Genomic DNA, 18,016 nt, shown 5'->3' with positions numbered 1-18,016 from the left:
GGGCGGACTCAGGGCTCTATGGCCATGCCGACCAGCGGCGCGCCGTCACCCACCTGGCCCAGGGGCTGGGCTGCGCCGGTCTTGAGGTTCACCAGCACCAGGCGCGTTGGGTTGTCGGCCGCAGTGCGCACCGCCGCCAGCGCGGCGTTGCCCACGTCGGCAATGTCAAACGACACATCGGTCAGCCGCCCCAGGCCCAGCGGCCCCACGGTGCGCAGCAGGCCGGAGTTGGGCGAGACCACGGGCGTGGTGCCTTCGAGCGAGCCCTGCATCACCAGCACGCCGAGCGAGCGGTCGATGGCGTAGTTGGTGGTGAGTTTGCTGTCCTGGGTGTTGTAGGTATAGGCGGCGCCCGCGATGTGCGGCGTGCGGCCGGCGTTCACGTCGCTGGCAGCGTAGCGCAGCCAGGGGTCGGCCTGCACGCCGTCGACCGCCGGATCGCCGTCCACCACGGCGCCGGTGTCCGGATGCAGCCGCAGGTTCAGGCCGGTGTCGGAGACCACGCGGATGCGGTCGGCCGCGGGGTTGAAGTCAAAGCCGAACACCTGGCCCTTGAGCGGCACCACCGCAGGCGCGGCACCCACGGGCCGCAGCGCGCCGGAGGGAATGTCGAGCGTGTAGAGCCGGCCCGACTGCGCCAGCGCATACAGCACGCCGCGCGCCACGCGAAAGTCGATGCCCACGAGCCGGTCGCCGGCGGCCAGGCCCGTGACGGGGCGGCGCTCCAGGATGCGCCCAGGCTCGCCGGCGTTGAAGGTGATGAGCTCGTGCGAGGCCGTCACCGCCACGACAAGTTCACGCCGGGCCGGGTCCGCAGCCGGCGGTGCGGCGCAACCGGCCATCACCGCAGCCACTGCCAGCACCACACCCAGGACGGGACGGCGCGCCAAAGAGAGGGTTTTCAGTGTCATGGAAGGCCTCGGAATCTGTAACATGCTTATACCCCAACACCCCACCCACAGCCGGGCACCGGGCATTGCCGGCCACCCTTTATTGCTATTAATTCAATAGCTACAAATGATTTAACGACAAGCGGAAGAGCCTATTTTGAATCATAATTCGGGGCTTGCACAGGCCCAGCTATCGTCTCACTATCCGTCCATTCGTGTCGCGGCTATTTGTAACAAGAGGGCCATGCGCTTTGGGCATACGGCTATCCATAAGCGTCATGCCGCAAACAGCACTTTCTGCCTACACTGCCCGGCGGATACGGGCACCGTTATTGCTTCCAGCGTTGTTACCGTGCGGTAGCCCCTTCAGCACCGCACCCGGATCGACAGGTTGACCCGTCTGTTCTTGTAGTTCGTTGCTCGTTGTTTGTTTGCTGTTCGTTCATTCGCTTGTCCACTGAGACCCAAGGAAAACCATGCCGGCCGCTTCGTCACTCAAATCCTTGTCGATCTCCACCCGCCTGGGCCTGGGCTTTGGCTGCCTGCTGATTCTGCTGCTGGCCGTGGCCGGGGTGGGCCAATGGTCGCTGGGCAAGGTGCATGACCAGATGCTCCAGATCACCGGCACGGGGGCCAGCAAGGCCAAGCTGGTCAACGGCATGCTCGAGAGCGTGAGCGCCATCGGCATCCAAGGCCGCTCGGCCGCGATGCTCAACGACATCGACCCCAAGCAGGCCCGCGAGCAGATCACGAGCGTGGGCAAGACGCTGACCGAATACGCACGCCAGGAGGCCGCGCTGGCCGACCTGCTCAAGCCCGACAGCGCCACGCCCGCCGAGGTCAAGCTGCTGGGTGAAGTGCAGGAGCTGGGCCGAAAGGCGCGCCCCGAACTGGACACGGCGATCAAGGCCGCCGACGACGGCGACACCGTGAGTGCTTCGCTCGCGCTGATGACCCGCGTCGCCCCGGCAGAAACCGCCTGGCGCGCCAAGCTGCGCGAACTCATCGACCTGCAGAACACGCTGAACGCCGAGGCCACCGCGTCGGCCGAATCCACCCAGAGCCAGGCCCGCGCCATCGGCGGCCTGCTGGTGCTGCTGGCCATCGGCCTGGGCGCACTGATCGCCTGGCGCATCACCTCCAGCATCACCGCCCCCATCGGGCGCGCCGTGGTGCTGGCCGAACGCATCGCGCGCGGCGACCTCACCTCCACAGTGGAAGTGCGCATCCACGACGAAACCGGCCGCCTGCTCGAAGCCATCGCCGCGATGCAGGAGCGCCTGCGCGCGCTGGTGGGCGAGATCGGCCAGACGGCCGACTCCATCCTGGTGGCCAGCTCCGAAGTCGCCTCGGGCAACCTCGATCTGAGCCAGCGCACCGAGCAAACCTCGCACAACCTGCAAAGCGCCGCCACGTCGCTGGTCGACCTGACCGGCACCGTATCCCAGAGCGCCGACTCTGCCAGCCAGGCCAACCAGCTCGCGTCCACCGCATCGGACGCCGCCACGCGCGGCGGCGAGGTGGTGTCGCAGGTGGTGCGCACCATGGACACCATCAGCGCCAGCTCGCGCAAGATCGCCGACATCATCAGCGTGATCGACGGCATCGCCTTCCAAACCAACATCCTGGCGCTGAACGCTGCGGTGGAAGCCGCCCGCGCCGGTGAACAAGGCCGCGGCTTCGCGGTGGTGGCGGGCGAGGTGCGCAACCTGGCCGGCCGCTCGGCCAACGCCGCCCGCGAGATCAAGGCGCTGATCGGCGCCAGCGTCGACCAGGTGCAGGAAGGCAGCACGCTGGTGAACCATGCGGGCAAGACCATCGAAGAGCTGGTGCTGTCGGTGCGCCGCGTCTCGGACATCATGGGCGAGATCACCGCCGCCACGCAGGAACAAAGCCAGCGCATCGGCCACGTGAGCCAGTCGGTGGGCGAGCTCGAAGAGATGACGCAGCAGAACGCCGCCCTGGTCGAAGAAGGCGCGGCCGCGGCCGACAGCCTGAAGGACCAGGCCGGGCGGCTCACGCAGATGGTGGGCGCGTTCCGCCTGTCGCGCAACGGCGGCGACGCCGACAGCTGGGAGCCCTCTGCCATCAGCGCCCAGCGCGCACCCGCCCCCGTGCCGGCGCCTGCTGCGCGCAAGGCCCCTGCCGCAGCCCACCTGCAGGCACCGCGCCGCAGCGTGCCGTCGCTGCCGCGCCGCTGAGCGGCTGGAGTTGGACGGAATGAAGAAGGGGCCGTGAGGCCCCTTCTTCTATCTTCCTCACTCGTTCAGCCTGCTTTTTCCTGCACCGTCAGGCACCTGAGGGCACCGTCGGTGCGGCAAAGCCAAAGCTGCTCGGCACGCGCCCTGTCCTGTCCTGTCCTGTCCATCAAGCGCTCAACACGGCAGCAAGCTGTGCAACGACCCAGTGGCGAACGGGCGCACCATGCGCGCCGCACGCATCAATCCCGAGCAGCCGAGGCCCCCTCCTGCAACTGGAAGATGCTGGAGCGCAGCGCCGCCAGTTCCAGCACGCGCAGCCCGCCGTACTCCACACGAATGGCGCCCTGCGCCTCCAGCGCCTTGAGCGCCTCGTTCACGCGCTGGCGCGACAGTCCCACCAGGTAGGCCAGCTCCTGCTGCGTGATGCGCAACACCTCGCCCACGCCCGGGTACAGCACCGGATTGAACAGCGACGCCAGGCTGCGCGCCACGCGCACGTCGGGGTTGCCGAAGCGGTCGATCTCGCGCGCGGCGATGAACTGCCCCAGCCGCTCGTTGAGCTGGTTCATCACGAAGCGGTTGAAGCCGATGGAGTGGTCCAGCAGCCAGTGAAACGTGTCGATCGGCAGGCCCGCCACCACGCTGCGGCGCAGCGCCTGGATGTTGTAGCGGTAGGGCTCGCGCTTGAGCGCCGTGCCCTCGCCAAACCAGCCGCCCGGCGGCACGCCGGTGAAGGTCATCGTCTGGCCCTGCGCGTTGTCGCTGCTCATCTTGAGCAGGCCCTCCACCACGCCGAACCAGTACGTCACCGGCCGGCCCACGCGGCACACGTAGTCGCCCGCCTTGGCATCGCCCACCAGCAGCGCCGCCACGGCGCGCTCGCGCTCGGGCGCCTGCAGCTGGCCCAGCCACGGAATGCCATCGAGCTCTTCGGCGGTGGGCGGCCTGCGCCGCTGGTGCAGCGACAGGTCCTGGTGCGTGCGTGGGTCCATGGGGATGGGGTCGGGCCGGTGGGGACGTTGGGCCGGTACGGCCAAGCGCGGCCGTCAGGTACGGGAAATCCTGAGCGCAATTGTCGTCAGAAAGACAAAAAAATGCCAATCTCCACCGGATGATGGCGCCTCCCCAGGCCGCAGGCCCGGGTCCACCGAGGAGACAACAACATGAAAAACCAACGATCCACCGGGTGCGGCACAGCCACGGGCACCGGGCCTGGCCCTGCCGCGCCCGCCCGCCGCAGCGGCCTGGGCCGGCGGCAGCTGCTGGCGGGCGCCGCCGCACTGCCATTGCTGGGGCTGGCGGGTTGGCCCGGCCGCGCCCGCGCGCAAGACGGCGCCACGATCCGCATCGCCCAGTCCACCGCCCTCACCGGCCCGCTGGGCGACCTGGGCTCGGCCATGCACCAGGGCGCGAAGGCGGCGTTTGCAGGCATCAACGCGCGCGGCGGCGTGAACGGCCGCACCATCGACCTGGTGACCCAGGACGACGCCTACGAGGTGCCCAAGGCCCTGGCCAACGTCGAACAATTCCTGGCCGACCGCGACGTCTTTGCGCTGTTCAACTGCATGGGCACGCCGATGATCGACGCCATGCTGCCCAAGGTGGTGGACAGCGGGATTCCGTTTTTTGCACCATTCACGGGCGCGCAGCTCAGCCGCACCAAAAACGCGCGCAATGTGTTCAACATCCGCGCCAGCTACGCCGACGAGGCCGAGAAACTGGTGCAGCACCTGTCCACCATCGGAATCCAGCGCATCGGCATCGTCTACCAGAACAACTCGTTCGGCAAAGAGGTATTCACGGCCGCCAAGCAGTCGATGGACCGGCTCAAGCTGCCCGAGGCCATGGCGGTGACCGTGGAGAACAACGCCTCCGACGCGGGCAGCGCCGCCGCCAAGCTGGCCGCCGGCAATCTGGAGGCCATCGTGATCGGCCTGGCCGGCAAGCCCACGCTGGAGTTCGTCAAAGCCTTCCGGGCCTTGAAGCGCGGGGTGACGCTGTACGCGCTGTCGGTCATGGGCACGCCCGCCACCGTCAAGGCCCTGGGCGCCGATGCCACCGGCATGGCGATCTCGCAGGTCGTGCCCCTGCCATCCAACGTGGTGATGCCGGTGGTGCGCGATTTTCAGGCCGCGTGGAAGGCCTCGGGCGCCACGGCCGAGCCGTCGCATCTGGCGCTGGAGGGCTACATCAACGCCCGCGTGTTCGCAGAGGCCCTGCAGCGCGCCGGCCGCAACCCCACGCGCGCGGCGTTCATCGACGCGAGCTGGAACCTGAAGAAGTGGGACCTGGGCGGCTTCGAGGTGAGCGCCAGCACGCCGGACCGCAATGCCTCGCGGTTTGTGGAGCTGACGCTGGTGGGGAGGGATGGCAGATTTATTAAATGACCCCCTGAGCCGCTGCGCGTCTTCCCCCAAGGGGGACGCACCCGGTGGCCCGGCGAAGCCGGTTCCACGGGTGCACTCGCGATGGCGGCGTGCGGGCTTTGAGGGTGGTGGGCTGTAGTGGGCGTTTTTTGCGGCGCTATTTATTTGATAGCTGCTAGCGCTTTCTTGATGCGCGGTAGCGGCCGGTTTTATCTCGCATCTGCTGCTCCGGGGACCGGTCCTCACTCACCACGCCTCGGCGGTGGCACTACGGTAGCGGTGTGCGCGGTAGTGGGGCTGGGGCGCCGCGGCAGGGCGGAGAGGGGGTCGCTTGGCGGGCTACTTTGCTACTCACTATATTTTTGATAGCTGCTAGCGCTTGCCAGACAAGCGGTAGCGGCTTTTTTTAATCAAAACCCTATTGCGACGCGACCCCGTAGCGGTAGCCGCGGAAGGTCCAGACGGTGCGGCCGGGCTCGACGCGTTCGAGCACCAGGCCGGGGGCGGCCACGTCACCCTCGTGCAGGACCTGGCCGTTGACGATGGCCATGCGGTAGGCCGGGTTGTTGGAGTGCGTGGCGCCGCTGATCTTGAGCGTGGGCAGCTGTGTGCGCACCGACTCGGGCAGGTCGGCCTGTGCGAACACGGGGCCTCCGGAGGGGGCGGCGACGGGCTGGTCGGCCGCCGGGCGCTGTGCGGCCGCGGGCTCGCGCGGGGCGGGTTCAGCGCGCGCGCGGGTGGGCTCCGGCAGGGGTGCGGGCAGGCGGGCGGCGGGCGGCTGCGATGGCGGCGTTGCGACGACGGGCCGCTCGCGTGGGGGCGCAGCGGGGCGCTTGTCCACGGCACGCGGCTCGGGCGAAGCAGGTGCTGCTGCCACCACGGGCGGTGGCGCGGGGGCGGCTGTGGGGGGGGCGATGGGCGCTGGCGCTGCGGGCGGCGCTGCGGCCACCACCGGTGCCTGCGCAGCGGGAGCGGTGGTGGAGGTGGCTGCGGGCATGGGCGGCGTGGCGACCGCCACGGTGTCAGCGGCCGGAGCCGTTGGCCGCGGCTGCATCACCCACCAGGTTCCGGCCACGGCCAGCACCGCCACGGCGGCGGCAGAGGCCACGCCGATCCACAGGGCGGAGGCGCCGCTGCGCCCTGCCGAAGGCGACAGTCCGGCCGTGGGCGCTGCATGCGTGTGCAGGCCGGGCACAGCGCCCCGGCCCCGTTCGGCGTCCGCGCGCCGCAGCGCATCAAGGATGTACGACATATCAGTTTCCGTTGCGCAGGCGCGGTTCGTTCACGCCGGTGGCGCGGTTGAGCAGCATGAGGGTCAGGGGGCCAGCGCGTCCGTCGGGCGTCACGCCCTGGGCCAGCTGGAAGCGGTGGATGCGCGACTGGCGCAGCGCGGGCGTCATCGGCTTGGCGGGCGCGGCACCCGTGCCGCCCGCGGCCTTGCTGGCCAGCCGCTGGTCGAGCCAGGCGGCGCCCGGAGCCGACTCCGCGATGTCGCCCCGCTCGGGCATCCCCTCGGGGATGCGCCACAGCGTGGCGATGTCGCCGCGCCAGGCCTGGGCGAGTTCGGCCACAGGCACCTTGAGCGTGCGGCCCGCCCCCTCCAGCGTGGCGGTGTCGTTGTCGAGGCCGCGCAGCACCACCGAGACCGGCGCCTCCGCGTCTTCGGACGCATACAGCGCCAGCAGCACGGGCCGGTCGATCTGGCGCACCAGGTTCAGGCCCGCGCGGCGGTTGCGGTAGCAGCGCAGGCCGTCCCGCGGCAGGATGGCGCAGGCGTCTGCGCCGGCGGGCAGGCTCACGCCCCACGCCGACGCCAGCGCCTGCCAGGCGCCCGCATCGCTGGCGGGCTGGGCCTGCACGAACTGCTCCAGGGCCGACGCAGGCATGGCCGCCGTGCCGGTGCCCGACGCGGAACGCGCAGGCGATGGTGCCGCTGCGTCGGTGGCCGTGGTGGCTGCCGATGCAGACGCTGCCGCAGGCCGCGTGGTGGGCGATGCCGATGCGGTCGATGCGGGGCCGCGCGCCGTGGGTGCGGCGGCGGCGCCGGCCCCCCCAGTGCCCGCCGTGCCCGCAGGCGGCACCGGCCACACGCCCAGCGCCCAGCCCGCGGCCGCCACGGCCGCCGCGCCCGCCACGGCGCCAATGCCTGCAGACGCCCAGCGCGGCAGGGCGCGCGCTCCTTGCCAGGCCCGGCCTGACGCGGGCGCATCGAACACCTCGCGCGCGGCCCGGTTCACGATGGTCTTGGTGACCTGGCGCGCACCCGCCGCGTAGGCGCCCAGCAGCGCCCGGTCGCACAGCAGGTTGATGCGCCGCGGGATGCCGTGCGAGAGCTTGTGCACGCGCTGGATGGCGCGCCGGTCGAACGGCAGCGGGCCGTTGAGCCCCGCCACCGCCAGGCGGTGGGCGATGTACTGGTGCGTCTCCTGCGGCGTGAGCGCCCCCAGGTGAAAGCGCGCGATCACGCGCTGCGCGAGCTGCTCCATCGCCGGTTGCGCCACCATGGCGCGCAGCTCGGGCTGCCCGATCAGAATGATCTGCAGCAGCTTGCGCTCGCTGGTCTCGAGGTTGGTGAGCAGGCGCAGTTGCTCCAGCACATCGGCCGACAGGTTCTGCGCCTCGTCGATGATGAGCACCGTGTTGCGCCCGGCGCCGTGCGCGGCCAGCAGCGATGCGTTCAGTGGGTCGATGTAGTCCTTGACCGTCTCCACGCCGCCAGGCACGGTGGGCTTGTGCGGCACACCGAACTCGTCGCAAATGGAGTGCAGCAGCTCCTGCACCGTGAGCTTGGGGTTGAAGATGTAGGCCACGTTGCAGTGCTGCGGTATCTGCTCCAGAAAGCAGCGGCACACCGTGGTCTTGCCCGCGCCGACCTCGCCGGTCAGCAGCACAAAGCCCCCGCCCGCATCCAGCCCGTACAGCAGGTGGGCCAGCGCCTCGCGGTGGCGCTCGCTCATGAACAAATAGCGCGGGTCAGGGGCGATGGAAAACGGCGAATGCTGAAGACCGAAAAACGGGGCGTACATACCCCTGAGGATACCCCTGGCCCGTGACGCGCCCCCCGGCAACACGGGTGGTGCCCCTTCGAACTGCGGCAGCACTCCGCGGTACACGGCGCGGTGGGCGCTTCGCACCTGGGGAGGGTTTCACCCACCGAGGAGTTTCCCGTAAATTGTCGTCGGCAAGACAAGATGACGTCAAAGTGGGTTCTAGCATTCATTCCAACGCGCTGCCTGCCTGCTGCCTCCTGGCGGCGAGCGATCCCGGCTGTCGCCGGATCGACCCCGCCGCAGGCCAGCCTGGGCGCCCCTTGTCACACCGAGGACCGGAATGAAGACCACGTTCCCGCAACAACTGCTCCGGCATGCCGCCGAACGCCCCACCGCGCCGGCCCTGCGTGAAAAGGAGTACGGCATCTGGCAGACCCACACCTGGGCCGACCTGGCGCAGCTGGTGGAGCAGATCGCCGCCGGCCTGCACCAGGCGGGCCTTGCGCGCCACGAGCACATGGTGGTGATCGGCGCCAACCGCCCGCGCCTGTACGCCACCATGCTGGCCGCGCAGTCGCTGGGCGCCATCCCCGTGCCGCTGTACCAGGACGCCGTGGGTGCGGAGTGCATCTTCCCGCTCAACAACGCCGAGGTGCGCTTTTGCCTGGTGGAAGACCAGGAGCAGGTCGACAAGATGCTGGAAATCCGCGAGCAGTGCCCGCTGATCGAGCGCATCTACTTCGACGACCCGCGCGGCCTGCGCAACTATGCCGAGCAGGGCCTCGATGCGCTTGACGCGCTGATCGCCACCGGCCAGGCCTATGTGGCCCAGCACCCCCAGTGGTTCCGCGCCGAGGTGGCCAAGGCCAGCCCCGACGACGTGGCCGCGATGTTCTTCACCTCGGGCACCACGGGCAACCCCAAGGGCGTGGTCCACACGCACAGCACGCTGCTCGACCGCGCCTCCGCCGGTGCAGAGTTCGACAAGCTCACCAGCAGCGAGGAAGTGCTGGCCTACCTGCCCCCGGCCTGGATCGGACAGAACATCTTCAGCTACTCGCAGTGGCTGGCCTGCGGCTACGTGGTCAACTGCCCCGAGTCGGCCAGCACCGTGACCATCGACCTGAAGGAAGTGGGGCCCACTTATTACTTCGCGCCGCCGCGTATTTTTGAAGGCCTGCTGACTAGCGTGATGATCCGCATGGAAGACGCCGGCACCATCAAGCGCAAGATGTTCGAGGCCTGCATGGCCGTGGCAAAGCGCGTGGGCCCGGCCCTGATGGACGGCGAGCCCGTGGGCGCCCTGGACCGCATCAAGTACGCGCTGGGCAACCTGCTGGTGTACGGCCCGCTGCGCAACAACCTGGGCTTTTCCCGCGTGCGGGTGGCCTACACCGCAGGCGAGGCCATTGGGCCGGACCTGTTTACCTTCTACCGCTCCATCGGCATCAACTTGAAGCAGTTGTACGGCTCCACCGAGACCGCCGTGTTCGTCTGCCTGCAGCCCGACAACCAGGCCCGCGCCGACACGGTGGGCGTGCCGATCCGCGGCGTGGAGATCAAGGTGGCCGACAACGGCGAGATCCTCGTCAAGTCCGCCGGCCTGCTCAAGGAGTACTACAAGAACCCCACGGCCACGGCCGAGGTGCTGACGGCCGACGGCTGGTACCACACCAGCGATGCGGGCTTCCTCGACGCACACGGGCATTTGAAGATCATCGACCGCGTCAAGGACGTGGGCCGCATCAGGGGCGGCGCCAACGACGGCGCCATGTTCGCGCCCAAGTACGTGGAGAACAAGCTCAAGTTCTTCCCGCACATCAAGGAAGTGGTCGCCCTGGGCGACGGCCGCGAGAAGGTGTGCGTGATGGTCAACATCGACTTCGACGCCGTGGGCAACTGGGCCGAGCGCCGCAACCTGCCCTACGCCGGCTACACCGACCTGGCGCAAAAGCCCGAGGTGTACGAGCTGATCCGCGAGTGCGTGGAAAAAGTCAACGCAGACCTGGCCACCGACGCGATGCTGGCCGGCAGCCAGGTCAGCCGCTTTCTGGTGCTGCACAAGGAGCTCGATGCCGACGACGGCGAGCTCACGCGCACCAACAAGGTCCGCCGCGGCTTCATCGCCGACAAGTACGGCGTGCTGGTCGAGGCCCTGTATGCAGGCCGCACCGAGCAGTTCATCGAGACCCAGGTCAAGTTCGAGGACGGCCGCACCGGCAGCGTGAGCGCCACGCTCAAGCTGTCCGACACCAAAACCTTCACCCCCGTGAAGACCGCCGCATGAAGCCCGCGCTCTACCCGCCCGAGAAGCCCCACGCCATGACCACCAAGAAGATCGGCGACGTCATCCTGGACGTCAAGAACATCAGCCTGCGGTTCGGCGGCGTGAAGGCGCTCACCGACATCTCGTTCAACGTCAAGGAGCACGAGATCCGCGCCATCATCGGGCCCAACGGCGCGGGCAAGAGCTCCATGCTCAACTGCATCAACGGCGTGTACACGCCGCAGGACGGCTCCATCACCTTCCGCGGCAAGACGTTTTCGCACATGAACTCGCGCCAGGTGGCCGAGATGGGCGTGGCCCGCACCTTCCAGAACCTGGCGCTGTTCAGGGGCATGAGCGTGATCGACAACATCATGACCGGCCGCAACCTCAAGATCAAAAGCAACCTGCTCCTGCAGGCACTGCGCTGGGGCCCTGCCGAGCGCGAGGAGATCGCGCACCGCGAGAAGGTCGAGCACATCATCGACTTCCTGGAGATCCAGGCGTACCGCAAGACCCCCGTGGGCCAGCTGCCCTACGGCCTGCAAAAGCGCGTGGACCTGGGCCGGGCTCTCGCGATGGAGCCGCAGGTGCTGCTGCTCGACGAGCCCATGGCCGGCATGAACGTGGAAGAAAAGCAGGACATGTGCCGCTTCATCCTGGACGTGAACGACGAGTTCGGCACCACCATCGTGCTCATCGAGCACGACATGGGCGTGGTGATGGATATCAGTGACCGCGTGGTGGTGCTCGACTACGGCAAGAAGATCGGCGACGGCACCCCCGACGAGGTGCGCAACAACGAAGACGTGATCAGCGCCTACCTGGGCACCAGCCACTGAAGGGCGGGAGAAAAAACAATGGCATTCTTTCTCGAAACACTGATCGGCGGCCTCATGGCCGGCATGCTGTATTCGCTGGTGGCGCTGGGCTTCGTGCTGATCTACAAGGCCTCGGGCGTCTTCAACTTCGCGCAGGGCGCGATGGTGCTGTTCGCGGCCCTGGCCATGGCGCGCTTTGCCGAATGGATCCCCAAGTGGACGGGCATCACCAGCCCCATCGTCGCCACGGTGGCCGCCTTCATCATCGCGGGCGCCATCATGTTCGTGGTGGCCTGGCTGATCGAGAAGCTGGTGCTGCGCCACCTGGTGAACCAGGAAGGCGCCACGCTGCTCATGGCCACGCTCGGGATCACCTACTTCCTCGAAGGCCTGGGCCAGACGATGTTCGGCAGCGACATCTACAAGATCGACATCGGCATGCCCAAGGAGCCGATCTTCATGCTCGAGTCCCTGTTCCAGGGCGGCATCCTCGTCAACAAGGAAGACGTGATCGCCGCCGGCATCGCGGCCGCGCTGGTGGTGCTGCTCAGCGTCTTCTTCCAGAAGACCTCCACCGGCCGCGCCCTGCGCGCCGTGGCCGACGACCACCAGGCCGCCCAGTCCATCGGCATTCCCTTGAACCGCATCTGGGTCATCGTGTGGTGCGTGGCCGGGGTCGTGGCGCTGGTCGCCGGGATGATCTGGGGCAGCAAGCTCGGCGTGCAGTTCTCGCTGACCACGGTGGCGCTGCGTGCGCTGCCGGTGGTGATCCTGGGCGGCCTCACCTCGGTGCCCGGCGCCATCATCGGCGGGCTGATCATCGGTGTGGGCGAGAAGCTGTCCGAGGTGTACCTGGGCCCGTTCGTGGGCGGGGGCATCGAGATCTGGTTTGCGTATGTGCTGGCGCTGGTGTTCCTGCTGTTCAGACCGCAGGGCTTGTTCGGCGAAAAAATTATTGATCGCGTATGAAGTACGCGACCAATAATTTTTCGAAGGAGGCACAACGCGCACCGCGCGTTGTCAGCGGGGCCGCAGGCGCCGCGTGGCACCGCAGGTGCGCCCCCGTGCAAAAGATCATCGATCGCGTCTGAAACATAACAAGACCAACAGGAGACACACCATGCTCTACCGCGAAAACGGCCAGTTCAAGACCAGCTACCGCGCCGACCAGCAGATCTTCCCGATCGCGCAGGACCGCATCGCCATCGGCCTCATCCTGGCCGTGGCCTTCATCGCCGTGCCCATGCTGGCCAGCGACTACATCTTCCGCGCCATCCTGATCCCCTTCGTCATCATGGCGCTGGCGGCCCTGGGGGTGAACATCCTGGTGGGCTACTGCGGGCAGATCTCGCTGGGCTCGGGCGCCTTCATGGCCGTGGGGGCCTACGGCGCATACAACTTCTTCGTGCGCATCCCCGGCATGCCGCTGGTGCCCGCGCTGATCCTGGGCGGCCTGTGCGCCACGTTCTTCGGCATCCTGTTCGGGCTGCCCAGCCTGCGCGTCAAGGGCCTGTACCTGGCGGTGGCCACGCTGGCCGCACAGTTCTTCTCGGACTGGATGTTCCTGCGCATCAAGTGGTTCACCAACAACTCCGATTCGGGCTCGGTGTCGGTGAACAGCCTGCAGGTCTTCGGCCTGCCCATCGAGAGCGCGACCAGCAAGTACATCTTCTGCCTGGCGGTGCTGGTGGTGGTGGCGCTGCTGGCCAAGAACCTGGTGCGCGGCGCCATCGGTCGCGAGTGGATGGCGATCCGCGACATGGACGTGGCCGCCGCGGTGATCGGCATCCGCCCGATGTACGCCAAGCTCAGCGCGTTTGCCGTGAGCTCCTTCATCATCGGCATGGCCGGTGCGCTGTGGGCCTTCGTGCACCTGGGCGCCTGGGAGCCGGCGGCCTTCTCGGTGGAGGTGTCGTTCCGCCTGCTGTTCATGGTGATCATCGGCGGCCTGGGCTCCATCATGGGCGGCTTCTTCGGTGCGGCTTTCATCGTGGTGCTGCCCATCGTGCTCAACCAGTTCCTGCCGGCCTTGCTGGGCCTCTTCGGCATCACGATCTCCACGGCGGGCGTGTCGCATGCCGAGCTGATGATCTTCGGCGCGCTCATCGTCTGGTTCCTGATCGTCGAGCCCCACGGCCTGGCCAAGCTGTGGTCTACCGCCAAGCAAAAACTCCGGCTGTGGCCCTTCCCGCATTGACTGATATGCACCCCCTGAGTCGCTTCGCGCCTTCCCCCTTTCCTTCGGGAGGGGGACGCCACCGGTGGCCTGGCAGAGCCAGTTCCACGGTGGCGCTGGCCTCGTGCATGCCAGTGCAAAGCTCGCAGCCCTTGAATCCGTCAGTTTCTTCCCCGTGCTTCAACACATTCATTCAAAGGAGACATCCATGAAGCTTTCGAAACTCGTGATCGCCGCTGCGGTGGTTGCCGCTGGCGCCTCGTCCGTCGCGACGAGTGCCTTCGCGCAAGCCAAGGAGCAGTTCTTCCCGCTGCTGTCTTACCGCACGGGCCCCTACGCTCCCAACGGCGTGCCATGGGCCAACGGCAAGCAGGACTACATCAAGATGATCAACGCCCGCGACGGCGGGATCAACGGCGTGAAGCTCACCTTTGAAGAATGTGAAACGGGCTACGCCACCGACCGCGGCGTGGAATGCTATGAGCGGCTGAAGGGCAAGCCCGGCGTGGCGCTGTTCGACCCGCAGGCCACCGGCATCACCTTTGCGCTGACCGAAAAAGCGCCCGTGGACAAGATCCCGCTGATGACGCTGGGCTACGGCCTGTCGGTGGCGCAGGACGGCCAGGCGTTCAAGTGGAACTTCCCCTTCATGGGCAGCTACTGGACCGGCGCCGACATCCTGATCCAGCACATCGGCAAGTCTGCCGGCGGGCTGGACAAGCTCAAGGGCAAGAAGATCGCGCTGGTCTACCACGACAGCCCCTTCGGCAAGGAGCCCATCCCGCTGCTGCAGGAGCGCGCCAAGATGCACGGCTTCGAGCTGCAGATGTTGCCCGTGACCGCACCGGGCGTGGAGCAGAAAGCCACCTGGCTGCAGGTGCGCCAGAGCCGCCCCGACTACGTGCTGCTGTGGGGCTGGGGCGTGATGAACTCCACCGCCCTGAAGGAAGCGCAGGCCACCGGCTTCCCGCGCGACAAGCTGTATGGCGTGTGGTGGGCCGGCGCCGAGCCGGACGTGCGCGATGTGGGCGAAGGCGCCAAGGGCTATCACGCCCTGGCGCTGAACGGCTACGGCACGCAGAGCAAGGTCATCCAGGACATCATGAAGCACGTGCACGACAAGGGCCAGGGCACGGGCCCCAAGGACGAAGTGGGCTCGGTGCTGTACACGCGCGGCGTGATCATCCAGATGCTGGCGGTCGAGTCGGTGCGCCGCGCGCAGGAGCGCTTCGGCAAGGGCAAGGTCATGACCGGCGAGCAGGTGCGCTGGGGCATGGAGAACCTGGCGCTGGACCAGAAGAAGCTCGACGCCATGGGCTTTGGCGGCGTGATGCGCCCCCTGTCCACCAGCTGCGCCGACCACATGGGATCGACCTGGGCACGCGTGCACACCTGGGACGGCAAGAAGTGGGACTTCTCGTCCGACTGGTACCAGGCCGATGAGCAGATCCTGAAGCCCATGGTGAAGGCCGGTGCGGAGAAGTACTTGGCGGACAAGAAGATGACGCGTCGGGATGCTGCGGACTGCCAGTCTTGAGTACATCCCCCTGAGGCGCTGACGCGCCTTCCCCCTTCTCTCGAATCGCTGCGCGATTCGGGAAGGGGGACGACACCGGTGGCCTGGCAAAGCCAGTTCCACGGTGTCACTGGCGATGGCGCAGCGACTGTTTCAAGGGCCGATGACGTAGCGGCTGCTTTTGGGGCAGCCGCCAACCCAAAGCGTTGCGAACTACCGCAGCTCTTTGGATTGGCACAGCGAAGGAAGAGAAGACCATGGACTCCAACAGCAATATCGTTCTCAACGTCAACGGCATCGAGGTCATCTACAACCATGTGATCCTGGTGCTCAAGGGCGTCTCCTTGCAGGTGCCGCAGGGCTCCATCGTGGCCATCCTGGGGGGCAATGGGGCGGGCAAGACCACCACGCTGCGCGCGATCTCCAACCTGCTGCAGGGGGAGCGCGGCGAGGTCACCAAGGGCAGCATCGAGCTGCGCGGCGAGCGCATCGAGAATTTGTCGCCCGCCGACCTGGTGCAGCGCGGCGTGGTGCAGGTGATGGAGGGGCGGCACTGCTTTGCCCACCTGACCATCGAAGAGAACCTGATGACGGGCAGCTACACCCGCACCAGCAAGGCCGAGATCGCGGCCAACCTGGAGAAGGTCTACAACTACTTTCCGCGCCTGAAGACGCGGCGCACCTCGCAGGCGGCGTACACGTCGGGCGGCGAGCAGCAGATGTGCGCCATCGGCCGCGCGTTGATGGCCAACCCCAGCATGGTGCTGCTCGACGAGCCCTCCATGGGCCTGGCGCCTCAGATCGTGGAGGAGGTGTTCAACATCGTGAAGGACCTGAACACCAAGGAGAAGGTCACCTTCCTGCTGGCCGAGCAGAACACCAACATGGCCCTCAAATATTCGGACTACGGCTACATCATGGAAAGCGGCCGCGTGGTGATGGACGGCGCCGCGAGCGACCTGGCCAACAACGAGGACGTCAAGGAGTTCTACCTGGGCGTGGGCGGCGGGGAGCGCAAGAGCTTCAAGGATGTCAAGAGCTACAAGCGGCGCAAGCGCTGGTTGGCTTGACATGCCCCCTGAGGCGCTGCGCGCCTTCCCCCTCAGGGGGACGCACCCGGTGGACTGGCGGAGCCAGATCCACGGGTGCGCTGGGTGGGGGCAGCGGGGGGTTTGGCGGTGTGACGCAATCAACGTTTTTTTGTTTACTCCTGATTTCATAGCTGCTGGCGCTTGATGGGTGTGCGGTAGCGGCTTATTTCATTCAAAACACTGCAGAGGAATCCCGGCATGACGACGTTTTTTGACGCCCAGGAAACCCGGAGCACGGCCGAGCGCGAGGCGGCGCTGCTGGCGGCGTTGCCGCGGCAGGTGGGGCATGCGCAGCAGAACAGTGCGGCATTCGCGGACATCCTGGCCGGCGTGGATGCGGCGGGTGTGACCAGCCGTGCAGCGCTGGCGCGACTGCCGGTCACGCGCAAGTACGAGCTGCTGGAGCGCCAGCAGGCGCAGCGCGCGAGCAATGTGTTCGGCGGGTTTTCGGCGCTGGGCTTTGGGGCGGGCATGCCGCGGGTGTTCGCGAGCCCGGGCACCATCTACGAGCCCGAGGGCACGCGGCCCGACTACTGGCGCATGGCGCGGGCGATCTACGCGGCGGGGTTCCGGCGGGGCGAGCTGATCCACAACAGCTTCAGCTACCACTTCGTGCCCGCGGGTTCGATGATGGAGACCGGTGCCCATGCGCTGGGCTGCACCGTGTTTGCGGGCGGCACGGGCCAGACCGAGCAGCAGGTGCAGGCCATGGCCGAGTTGCGGCCCGCGGGCTACATCGGCACGCCGAGCTTTCTGAAAATCATCGTGGAAAAAGCCGCCGAGCTGGGCGTGCCGCTGCCCACGGTGACCAAGGCGCTGGTGTCCGGCGAGGCGTTCCCGCCGTCGCTGCGCGACTGGTTTGCCGAGCGCGGCATCGCGGGCTACCAGTGCTACGCCACGGCCGACCTGGGCCTGATCGCGTACGAGACCTCGGCGCGCGAAGGCCTGGTGCTGGACGAAGGCGCCATCGTCGAGATCGTGCGCCCCGGCACCGGCGACCCGGTGCCCGAGGGCGAGGTGGGCGAACTGGTGGTGACCACGCTCAACCCCGACTACCCGCTGATCCGCTTCGGCACCGGCGACCTCTCGGCCGTGCTGCCGGGCACCTGCCCCACCGGCCGCACCAACACCCGCATCAAGGGCTGGATGGGCCGCGCGGACCAGACGACCAAGGTGCGCGGCATGTTCGTGCACCCGGGCCAGATCGCGACCATCGCACGGCGGTTTCCGCAGGTGCTGCGCGCACGCCTGGTGGTCAGCGGCGAGATGGCCAACGACCAGATGGTGCTGCAGGTCGAGACCACCGAGACCGCCGAAGGCCTGGCGCGCCAACTGGGCGACGCCATCCGCGAAGTGACCAAGCTGCGCGGCGACGTGCAGATGGTGGCCCCCGGCACCCTGCCCAACGACGGCAAGGTGATCGAGGACGCCAGAAGCTACAAGTAGGCCGTCACCTTGGCCGCGGCGCGCCCGGGCGCCGGCTGCGGCCAAACCTGGTGCCAGGCGTCCACCGCACGGCACCGCAGGTTTGCGCCAGCGCAAGAAACCGCCCATTCAGGCGGCCGCCACCGCCCGCCATTCCCATCCTGCCCCCCCGGGAACTGCAGTATTTACCCTAACGCATGCTCACTATTCAATAGCGCTTGGCGCTTGATTGGCAAGCGCTGCAGGCCTTTTTGGCTTGAAGACCCTGCAGGGG

The 18,016-nt window shown here is 67.6% G+C and carries 13 protein-coding genes; 9 read left to right on the top strand and 4 right to left on the bottom strand.

Going from position 1 to position 18,016, the window contains the following annotated elements; translation table 11 throughout:
• Positions 1–8: 8 nt before the first annotated feature.
• Positions 9–911 (bottom strand): DUF4394 domain-containing protein, encoded by a 903-nt coding sequence (locus ASF16_RS05955; RefSeq protein WP_056164230.1) that lies wholly within the window; start codon positions 909–911, stop codon positions 9–11.
• 455 nt (positions 912–1,366) lie between these two features.
• Here ASF16_RS05955 and ASF16_RS05950 point away from each other — a divergent pair, with 455 nt between their 5' ends.
• Positions 1,367–3,091 carry a methyl-accepting chemotaxis protein gene (locus ASF16_RS05950; RefSeq protein WP_056164227.1) on the top strand — a complete coding sequence of 575 codons (1,725 nt, stop codon included), beginning with the start codon at positions 1,367–1,369 and terminating at the stop codon, positions 3,089–3,091.
• A gap of 239 nt (positions 3,092–3,330) precedes the next feature.
• Here ASF16_RS05950 and ASF16_RS05945 read toward each other — a convergent pair whose 3' ends face one another.
• Positions 3,331–4,083 carry a Crp/Fnr family transcriptional regulator gene (locus tag ASF16_RS05945; RefSeq protein ID WP_056164224.1) on the bottom strand — a complete coding sequence of 251 codons (753 nt, stop codon included), beginning with the start codon at positions 4,081–4,083 and terminating at the stop codon, positions 3,331–3,333.
• A gap of 171 nt (positions 4,084–4,254) precedes the next feature.
• Here ASF16_RS05945 and ASF16_RS05940 point away from each other — a divergent pair, with 171 nt between their 5' ends.
• Positions 4,255–5,478 carry an ABC transporter substrate-binding protein gene (locus ASF16_RS05940; protein WP_235507275.1) on the top strand — a complete coding sequence of 408 codons (1,224 nt, stop codon included), beginning with the start codon at positions 4,255–4,257 and terminating at the stop codon, positions 5,476–5,478.
• A gap of 397 nt (positions 5,479–5,875) precedes the next feature.
• On the opposite strand, the gene ASF16_RS05935 is transcribed toward ASF16_RS05940, so the two are convergent.
• Positions 5,876–6,709: a general secretion pathway protein GspB gene (locus tag ASF16_RS05935; protein WP_056164221.1), complete on the bottom strand. Its 834-nt coding sequence runs from the start codon at positions 6,707–6,709 to the stop codon at positions 5,876–5,878.
• Between the two features lies 1 nt (position 6,710).
• Positions 6,711–8,483, bottom strand: coding sequence for an ExeA family protein (locus tag ASF16_RS05930; RefSeq protein ID WP_056164219.1), 1,773 nt, complete (start codon positions 8,481–8,483; stop codon positions 6,711–6,713).
• A gap of 304 nt (positions 8,484–8,787) precedes the next feature.
• Between ASF16_RS05930 and ASF16_RS05925 the strand changes: the two genes are divergently transcribed.
• The 7 genes from ASF16_RS05925 (at position 8,788) to ASF16_RS05895 (ending at position 17,763) form a co-directional block, all read left to right on the top strand.
• Positions 8,788–10,734, top strand: coding sequence for a long-chain fatty acid--CoA ligase (locus ASF16_RS05925; RefSeq protein ID WP_056164216.1), 1,947 nt, complete (start codon positions 8,788–8,790; stop codon positions 10,732–10,734).
• Positions 10,735–10,769: 35 nt separating this feature from the next.
• Entirely contained in the window at positions 10,770–11,555 is a 786-nt protein-coding gene (locus ASF16_RS05920) for an ABC transporter ATP-binding protein (protein ID WP_056164565.1), read from the top strand.
• Positions 11,556–11,573: 18 nt separating this feature from the next.
• Positions 11,574–12,503 carry a branched-chain amino acid ABC transporter permease gene (locus ASF16_RS05915; protein ID WP_056164213.1) on the top strand — a complete coding sequence of 310 codons (930 nt, stop codon included), beginning with the start codon at positions 11,574–11,576 and terminating at the stop codon, positions 12,501–12,503.
• Between the two features lie 151 nt (positions 12,504–12,654).
• Positions 12,655–13,731 (top strand): branched-chain amino acid ABC transporter permease, encoded by a 1,077-nt coding sequence (locus ASF16_RS05910; protein ID WP_056164211.1) that lies wholly within the window; start codon positions 12,655–12,657, stop codon positions 13,729–13,731.
• A 187-nt stretch (positions 13,732–13,918) separates the two neighbouring features.
• Complete coding sequence (locus ASF16_RS05905) at positions 13,919–15,247, top strand: ABC transporter substrate-binding protein (RefSeq protein WP_056164207.1); 1,329 nt, start codon at positions 13,919–13,921, stop codon at positions 15,245–15,247.
• A gap of 236 nt (positions 15,248–15,483) precedes the next feature.
• Positions 15,484–16,296 carry an ABC transporter ATP-binding protein gene (locus ASF16_RS05900; RefSeq protein WP_055400025.1) on the top strand — a complete coding sequence of 271 codons (813 nt, stop codon included), beginning with the start codon at positions 15,484–15,486 and terminating at the stop codon, positions 16,294–16,296.
• 219 nt (positions 16,297–16,515) lie between these two features.
• Positions 16,516–17,763 carry a phenylacetate--CoA ligase family protein gene (locus ASF16_RS05895; RefSeq protein WP_056164204.1) on the top strand — a complete coding sequence of 416 codons (1,248 nt, stop codon included), beginning with the start codon at positions 16,516–16,518 and terminating at the stop codon, positions 17,761–17,763.
• Positions 17,764–18,016: the final 253 nt, after the last annotated feature.

The organism is Acidovorax sp. Leaf78 (genome assembly GCF_001422735.1).
Lineage (GTDB): Bacteria > Pseudomonadota > Gammaproteobacteria > Burkholderiales > Burkholderiaceae_C > Acidovorax.
This window is presented reverse-complemented; position numbering and strand designations above follow the sequence as displayed.